A 6,115-nucleotide genomic window follows, 5' to 3' on the forward strand; every position below is an offset into this window, starting at 1 on the left:
CCATGACGCGACCGTCATCGCCCGAGCCGCTGCCGTATTCGGCACAAGGGGATGATCCACGGCTCACCTCGCGCGCCGTGGGCCAGGCGGCCCGGGCGATGGTGCTGAGCGTGAGCGTGTGGGTGGTACTCGTGCTGCTGGCGATGTTCGTCACGCCGATCTTCGAGTCGATCTTCATCAACTTTAAGACGGAGCTGCCAGGGTTCACAAAGCTCGTGCTGTCGATGAGCCGCTGGGTCGGCCGCGACTACGGCTGGCTGCTGCTGGCACCGGCCTTCTTCGCGATCCCGTTCGCGTTGCTCCCCGTGTTCCGGGCGCAGGCTGCCGCCGGTCGGCAGATCCGCTGGCGCTTGATGCAACGCCTCGTCTACACGTTCACGATGTTGATCGTCGGCGCCTACGTGCTGGCGATGGTCCTGCCGATGGCCTCGGTGATCGAAACCCTCTACGGCGGCCGCTGAGCTCCTGCCCGCGATGCGTGACACCGTCGCCGTAGACCACACCCGCCCCTATAGCTTCGCCAGCATCTCCGACATCGCCGGCCCCAGGTCTCGCCCCATTCCTTCACCGACGCCGCGCACGCGCTTCACGCCTTCCTGCAGCACGCGCCTCGCCTCGTCGGTCTGGCCCAACTGGATGAGCGTCTGCCCCAGCAGGTGATACGTCGCCAGATGATCCGGCGCATGCTGATTCGAGAACCGCAAGTGCCCCGCTGCCTCTTCGAGCATGGCGGGCGACTCGTTCATCTCCAGCAACTTCCGCCCGAGCGCGAACCGGCTTAACGGGTCGTTCTCGTCCAGCGACACCAGCTTGCGAAGCTTTGGGAGATCCATCCCTGCCATGATCAGTCCTTCTAACTAGCGACTCCCTCTGGCCCCTCTCCCGGTACGCCGGGAGAGGCTGGGTGAGGTTGATTCTGAATGACGAACGGCTACGAGTGACGAACGACGAGCCATGCCCCCGCTGTCATCCCGAGCGGAGCGGTAGCGACTCGAGGGATCTCGATTGACGGACGGTGCTAGGCTGTGGGAGATCCCTCAGGTCGCTACCGCTCCCTTCGGGAGGACACGCGACATGACCGCGACACCCACACGTTCAGCACCTGCCCACCTACTGTCGCCACCCCCTACTTCACCGCCGCCGGCCGCGTTGCTACCGGCCGCGTCGCCGCCGGCCGGATCGCCGCCTCCACCGGCAGCGGCACGGCGATGTCCCACGCGGTCAGCCATTCCTCGCCAGTCGGCTTGAAGTTCATCTTGTTCACCAGGTCGCGTTCCATCCCCCGCAAATGGGCGGCGCCGTAGAAGATCGCGATGTTCTTCTTGCCCTCCTTCAGCGTGTCGGCGAGCACGGCGATCGCGGCGTCGTTGCGATCGGTCAGCAGCACCGTGCCCTCCATCGACGCCGTCTGCTGGTCCAGGTTCTGGAACTGCTGGCCGAGGAAATGCTTCAGCTGCGTCGGGCGATCCGGCGCCTGCAGCGCGAACAGCAACGCGCCCAGTTGCACGTCGGGATGGTTCATGCCCGTCTGCGGGCGGTTCATGCCGTCCAGCATCGCCTTCAGCATCAGCGACAGTAGCGACTCGCCCCGCTCGTCCATTCGGCGTAAAAACGTCTCGGTATCCAGATCGGCATGCACGAAGTTGGCTGCCGAGTAGTCCACCTCGTCCAGCTGGTACGTCAGGTCCAGCGCCCGCGTCATCAGCTTCTGCAATCCCCCCACCCCCGACCGCGGCGCCTCGCCGGGCGCGGGCATGGGCGCGCCTTCCGGCTTCACCATCTCGTACAGCACGGCGTCGTACTGCTTGAAGCGCTCGTTCAGCGCCTGGTAGTACGCCGCGTCCCCCACGTGCACCGCCGCCACGAGGTCGACCGTCTGGTTCTTGTCGTTGACGTAACGCGCGACCGACGCCTCCAGCTTGGCCGACCCGCTCTTGTCCTTCGTGAACCGCAGGAACTGGTTCTTCTGCGCCTCCCCCGGCTCAGCCGCGTGCGACACGGTGACCATCAGCAGCACGACCACGATCGAACGAATGACGCTTCGCATACCCGTATCATACCCCGCCTACCGCTGGGCCGTCGCCGTCCTTCCCGTTGAAAGTCCCGGCGATTGCCCCTACCTTTGAACGCGACCAAGTTCACCCGTAACAGGAACACCATCATGAAGCGCGCGAAGATCACCATCGTCGGGGCAGGCAACGTCGGGGCCACCGCCGCCCATTGGGCCGCCAGCAAGGAACTGGGCGACATCGTCCTCGTCGACATCCCCGAGATCACCATTAAAGATAAGGACGGCAAGGAGACCAAGGTCCCCAACACCGCCCCGGCCGGCAAAGCCTTGGACCTGCTGCAGTCCTCCCCCATCGAAGGCTTCGACGCCCGCATCATCGGCGCGACCGATTACGAGCCCACGGTGGGCAGCGACGTCGTCATCATCACCGCCGGCCTGCCGCGCAAGCCCGGCATGAGCCGCGACGACCTCATCGCCATCAACACCGGCATCGTCAAGCAGGTCGCCGAGAACGTCGCCAAGTACTCGCCCAACGCCGTGCTCATCGTCGTCAGCAACCCGCTCGACGCCATGGTCTACGTCGCCTGGAAGGCCAGCGGCTTCCCGACCAAGCGCGTCATCGGCCAGGCCGGCGTGCTCGACACCGCCCGCTACCGCACCTTCCTCGCCACCGAGATCGGCTGCAGCGTCGAGGACGTCCAGGCCCTGCTGCTCGGCGGCCACGGTGACGACATGGTCCCGCTCAAGCGCTACACCTTCGCCGGCGGCATCCCCATCACGCAGCTCGTGAAGCCCGACCGCCTCGAAGAGATCATCAAGCGTGCCCGCAACGGTGGCGCCGAGATCGTCAACCTGCTGAAGACCGGCAGCGCCTACTACGCCCCCGCCGCCGCCACCGTGCAGATGGCCGAGGCCATCATCAAGGACAAGAAGCGCATCCTCCCCTGCGCCGTCTACTGCGACACCGAATACGGCGTCGGTGGTTACTTCGTCGGCGTGCCCGCGGTGCTGGGCGCCGCGGGTGTCGAGCGCATCCTTGAGATCGAGATGGACGACGAGGAAAAGAAGGCCTTCCAGACCAGCGTCGACCACGTGAAGGATCTGGTGAAGATCGTGAAGATGTAGTTCGCGGCCAATCCTCTATAGCACACGAAGACGGCCCAACCGCGACGGCGGTTGGGCCGTCTTCGTTTCGGATCGCGTCGGTACCGGGGAAGCAGGGATGGCCATCGACGGCGATCGCGGTAATATCCGGCGGGTCCCGATTCGTTTAAGCCTCGCGCCGGCGACTTGGCTGCGCACATGGCCCTCGGCTTCGCCTGCCGGCAGCGTCAACGCGTCGGACTGCCCTTCATGCCGCTCATCGATTGCCTCAACCTCCCCGCCGCACCGCTCGCGCTCGCCGAGCCGTACGCGACCGCGGTCTTCATGACGGTGATCGGCGTGCTGGTGGCGGTCAGCGTGCTGTTTTCCAAGGCGGTCGACCGCATCGGCGTGCCGGTCGTGCTGCTGTTCCTCGTGCTGGGCATGCTCGGCGGGTCGGAGGGGATCGGCGGGATCGAGTTCAGCGACTACGGGATCGCCGTGCGGCTGGGCACGATGGCGCTGGTGCTCATCCTGTTCGACGGTGGCCTCAACACGCGGGCCGCCTCCATCCGGCAGGTGCTCGGGCCGGCGTCGGTGCTGGCCACCGCGGGCGTGCTGCTGACGGCGGCGCTGGTCACGCTGTTCGCTCGCCTGCTCGGCATGCCCTGGCCCGCGGCGCTGTTGCTCGGCGCGGTGGTGTCGTCGACCGACGCCGCCGCCGTCTTCGCGGTGCTGCGCGGCGGGCGGTTGCAGCTGCGCCCGCGCCTCGGGCGCACGCTCGAGGTCGAGTCGTGCATCAACGACCCGATGGCCGTCATCCTCACCACCACGCTCATCCAATGGCTTACTCAGGACGGCCCCGTCGGCCTGCGACCGCTGCTGGCCGTGCCGGTGCAGCTGCTCGTGGGCGCGGGCGTCGGGTTGATCCTGGGCTACCTCGGCGTGATGCTGCTGCGCCGCGTGCGGTTGACGACGGTCGGCCTGTACCCCGTGCTCACGCTGGCGATGGCGTTCGTGTCGTTCGGGCTGGCGACGGTGGTGAACGGCAGCGGCTTCCTGTCGGTCTACGTGACGGCCGTCGTGCTGGGCAACAAGGCCATCCCGTTCCGCGCGGGGCTGTCGCGCATCCACGATGCGCTGGCGTGGATGTCGCAGATCGGCATGTTCCTCATGCTCGGGTTGCTCGTCTACCCGTCGAAGCTGCTGCCGGTGCTCTGGATGGGGCTGGCGGTCGGGCTGTTCCTCGGCATCGTCGCCCGCCCGCTGGCGGTGCTGCCGTGCCTCTGGCCGTTCGGCTTCGGCCTGCGCGACATGCTCTACATCGGGTGGACCGGCCTGCGCGGCGCGGTGCCGATCATCCTGGCGACGTTCCCCGTGCTGGCCGGCGTGGAGGGGGCCGAACAGGTCTTCAACGTCGTCTTCTTCATCGTGGTGGTCAGCAGCTTCGTGCCCGGCGCCACCATCCGCACCGTCACCCGCCGGCTGGGTCTAACCGTGCCCGACCACCCCGTCCCCGCCGCCGTGCTCGAGATCAACTCGACGATGCCGCTGGGCGGCGAGCTGGCGTCGTTCTACATCGACGAGAGCCTGGCCGTCTGCGACGCCGCCCTCGCCGACATCACCTTCCCCGACGCCGCCTCGATCGTGCTCATCGTGCGCGACGGCCAACTGATGGCCCCCAAGGGCAACACCACCCTGCGCAAGGGCGACCACGCCTACGTCTTCTTCCGCCAGCCCGACCGACCCTTCATCGAACTGCTCTTCGGCGGCCCCGAAGAGTGAACGCCCAACGGCACCCGGCCCGTGCAGCGTTGATCGGAACCGCAAAACGAACGAGGGACCAGAAGCGGGGACATCCAGAATATCCGTGGGCGGTGTTGGGCCGTCAACGGTCGGGCGTGGATATTCTGGATGTCCCCTTTTCCTCACCTCGTCGAATCCGAGTAATCGATCTGCGTCACCTTTTCCGGTCCTGCGGCGTTATGCGGGAGCGAAGAAAATTGCGATCACCAGATTCAGGGCAACCGCCTCCGCCGCATTGATGGAGCGAACCTTGAACACGTCCGTCAAGAAACGATTCCAAAATGCCAAGGTAATCACCACCGCAAAGGTGAAGGCGGCGATGACGAACAGAGAGACGCCGACGACTGTGAGAACCGGAGCGCTTTCGAAAAAACGGTCGAGTGGGACCGACGGCATCTCCTCCGGTTCGAGCAGCATTTCAAAGCCAAGCACGCATATCAGGTAAGTAAGCAGGCCGAGATTGAACAGCCATGTGATTGGTCGCCGCGGCGGTCGGGGCTCGGGTCGGCTGTCGTCAGGCATAGGCCACCACTCCGCTGGGTAAAACAAAGTTTCGTAGGGTCCGCAGGTACGCCTGCGGACCAGCTTCGCTCATCGTAAACCGAAACGGTCCGCAGGCGTACCGGCGGACCCTACAAGAATCGGTTTCGAGGATTTCTGGGTCATCGGGGGAGGCAGCTGGGTCGTTCGGGAAGGGAGCTGGGTCATCGGGGGAGGCGGCTGGGTCGTTCGGGAAGGGGGCTGGGTCGTCGGGGGAGGCAGCTGGGTCGTTCGGGAAGGGGGCTGGGTCGTCGGGGAAGGCAGCTGGGTCGTTCGGGAAGGGAGCTGGGTCGTCGGGGAAGGCACCTGAATGATAGGGTCGGGGCGTGCGGACTGGCGTAATGGGGTTTAAATGGGGTTTGGGGACGATTCTTTGCGGGGATGTTAAGTCGCGCTGCGGGCGGGTCGATGTTGCGTGGGCGTGACGCAGCGTCGGCGGTGCGATCGGTCGTGCGACCGGGGCGACTGGCTGGGGCGGGCGGGGCGGCGCCGCATGACAAAGGGAGTTGTGACATGAGCGCAAGACCGAAGGACATCGCAGGGAAGATCCAGTTCGCAGAGGAGCACGTGACGCCGTGGACGGCCAACGCCGTGGCGATCGGCAGCAGCGCGCCGGCGGTGACGGCGTGGTCGGCGAAGGTGACGGCGGCGCGGGCGAAGTTCCTGGCGCAGAAG

The 6,115-nt window shown here is 66.1% G+C and carries 6 protein-coding genes; 3 read left to right on the forward strand and 3 right to left on the reverse strand.

Annotation, left to right across the window (positions count from 1 at the left end; translation table 11 throughout):
* Positions 1-2: 2 nt before the first annotated feature.
* Complete coding sequence (locus VGN72_05260; protein HEV7298754.1) at positions 3-461, forward strand: hypothetical protein; 459 nt, start codon at positions 3-5, stop codon at positions 459-461.
* A 48-nt stretch (positions 462-509) separates the two neighbouring features.
* Here VGN72_05260 and VGN72_05265 read toward each other — a convergent pair whose 3' ends face one another.
* Positions 510-842 (reverse strand): tetratricopeptide repeat protein, encoded by a 333-nt coding sequence (locus VGN72_05265; GenBank protein HEV7298755.1) that lies wholly within the window; start codon positions 840-842, stop codon positions 510-512.
* Between the two features lie 284 nt (positions 843-1,126).
* Entirely contained in the window at positions 1,127-2,047 is a 921-nt protein-coding gene (locus tag VGN72_05270; GenBank protein ID HEV7298756.1) for a hypothetical protein, read from the reverse strand.
* Between the two features lie 114 nt (positions 2,048-2,161).
* Between VGN72_05270 and mdh the strand changes: the two genes are divergently transcribed.
* Together mdh and VGN72_05280 are read left to right on the forward strand one after the other, a co-directional pair.
* Positions 2,162-3,136: a malate dehydrogenase gene (mdh, locus tag VGN72_05275; protein HEV7298757.1), complete on the forward strand. Its 975-nt coding sequence runs from the start codon at positions 2,162-2,164 to the stop codon at positions 3,134-3,136.
* Positions 3,137-3,313: 177 nt separating this feature from the next.
* A complete protein-coding gene (locus VGN72_05280) occupies positions 3,314-4,879 on the forward strand; it encodes a potassium/proton antiporter (protein HEV7298758.1) in 1,566 nt (521 codons plus the stop codon).
* Positions 4,880-5,077: 198 nt separating this feature from the next.
* On the opposite strand, the gene VGN72_05285 is transcribed toward VGN72_05280, so the two are convergent.
* Complete coding sequence (locus VGN72_05285) at positions 5,078-5,422, reverse strand: hypothetical protein (GenBank protein HEV7298759.1); 345 nt, start codon at positions 5,420-5,422, stop codon at positions 5,078-5,080.
* Positions 5,423-6,115 lie beyond the last annotated feature (693 nt).

Source organism: Tepidisphaeraceae bacterium (assembly GCA_035998445.1).
In the GTDB taxonomy this organism is placed as follows: Bacteria; Planctomycetota; Phycisphaerae; order Tepidisphaerales; family Tepidisphaeraceae; genus DASYHQ01.